The 1,595-nt window shown below is 25.2% G+C and carries 3 protein-coding genes; all 3 read left to right on the forward strand.

From position 1 onward, the window contains the following. The first annotated feature begins 33 nt into the window (after positions 1-33). Positions 34-783 (forward strand): ParA family protein, encoded by a 750-nt coding sequence (locus HNP68_RS06750; RefSeq protein WP_183221696.1) that lies wholly within the window; start codon positions 34-36, stop codon positions 781-783. Between the two features lie 39 nt (positions 784-822). Further along, a complete protein-coding gene (locus tag HNP68_RS06755) occupies positions 823-1,344 on the forward strand; it encodes a chromosome replication/partitioning protein (RefSeq protein WP_183221698.1) in 522 nt (173 codons plus the stop codon). Positions 1,345-1,357: 13 nt separating this feature from the next. Further along, a partial coding sequence (gene bdr, locus HNP68_RS07060; protein WP_221240676.1) for a Bdr family repetitive protein occupies positions 1,358-1,595 on the forward strand: 238 nt, incomplete at its 3' end.

Below are 1,595 nucleotides of genomic sequence, written 5' to 3' on the forward strand. Positions count from 1 at the left end.
GAAAAAATACCCAGAACAAGGACCACTTACAAAATGGATAATAAAAAACCTAAAATAATAACCATTGCGTCAATTAAAGGCGGTGTTGGTAAAAGCACAAGTGCAATTATATTCGCAACTCTTTTGGCTAATGAGTGTAAAGTTCTCTTAATTGATATGGATACACAAGCATCAGTCACTAGTTATTTCTATAAAAAAATAATGGAAAGTAAATTTGATTTACTTGAAAAAAATATATATGAGGTTTTAAAAGGAAATATATTAATTGACAATTCAGTTGTAAATATTAATAACAATTTAGGCTTAATACCTAGTTATCTAAGTTTACACAAATTTAATAAAGAGGCTATAACATTTAAGGAAATTAAACTGCAAAAACAACTATTAAATTTGAAATTTTATTATGATTACATAATAATTGACACAAATCCTAGTCTAGATTATACATTAACTAATGCATTGGTATGTAGTGATTATGTTATAGTCCCAATAACAGCAGAAAAATGGGCAGTTGAAAGTTTGGAGCTTTTAAAGTTTTCAATTAGTGATTTAGCTATTGATATTCCAATTTTTTTAATAATAACTAGATTTAAAAAAAATAATACCCACAAGATACTGTTTAATTCGCTTAAAGATAATAAAAATTTTTTAGGTTTAGTTTCGGAAAGAGAAGATTTAAACAAAAAGATAGCAAAGGACGATTTATTTAACCTAGATAAAGATTATATGTTGGAATATAAAAATATATTAAGCAGATTTAAGATAATAACCATGTCCAGATAATTGGACATGGTTATTATCTTAAATAAAAGGAGTCCATACATGGATATAATAGTAAACAAAAGAAACTTAGAGGTGTTAAATGAATCAGAAGAAAGATACAAAAATTTAAAGCAAAGATTAAAATCCAGCTTCCAGCAAGAAATCTATTATAAAATGGAAGTTATCAAGATATTAAAAGAGATAAAAGATAACGAATACTATAAATTAGATGGATATAGAACATTTGAAGATTTTATCAAAGATTATCACTTAGCAAGGAGTCAAGCATATGATTATTTAAAAATAGCTAATGCAATTCAAGAAGGTATTTTAGAAGAAGCTTATGTAATAGAGAATGGCGTTTCAAAAGCAATTGCGTTTTTAAGAGAATCACCAAGTGGTTTAAAAAAATCTAAGCAAAATCCAATAAAACCTTTAAGATTTCAACTTAAAACTAAAGAAAGTTACGATTTTTATAAGAGTAATGCCAAATTTACAAGTTTTATGATGCATGAAATTTTTGAGAATCAAAAAGATTTGATTAATAAACTTTTAAAGAAGTATAAACAATTAAGAGGATAATAAAGGGGATTTTATGAGCAATTTAGCGTATAAAACATATAACATAGAAAGTATAAAAAATGAATTTGCAAATATGGGGTTTAGTGAGGAGGCAATAGATTTTGTTTTTTTTCATAATGATAATTACAACTTTGAATTTTTAAAAGAGAGATTGACTGATGTAGAAAAGAATTTAAACATTAAGATAGATAATGTAGAAAAGGGTTTAAATACTAAAATAGATAGTTTAGATACTAAGATAGATAATGTAG

Origin of the sequence: Borreliella yangtzensis (assembly GCF_014201775.1) — a bacterium.
Lineage (GTDB): Bacteria > Spirochaetota > Spirochaetia > Borreliales > Borreliaceae > Borreliella > Borreliella yangtzensis.

Bases quoted from the DNA above. Each gene is read 5' to 3' on its own strand.
- HNP68_RS06750 (WP_183221696.1), top strand. From the start codon at position 34: ATGGATAATAAAAAACCTAAAATAATAACCATTGCGTCAATTAAAGGC.
- HNP68_RS06755 (WP_183221698.1), top strand. From the start codon at position 823: ATGGATATAATAGTAAACAAAAGAAACTTAGAGGTGTTAAATGAATCA.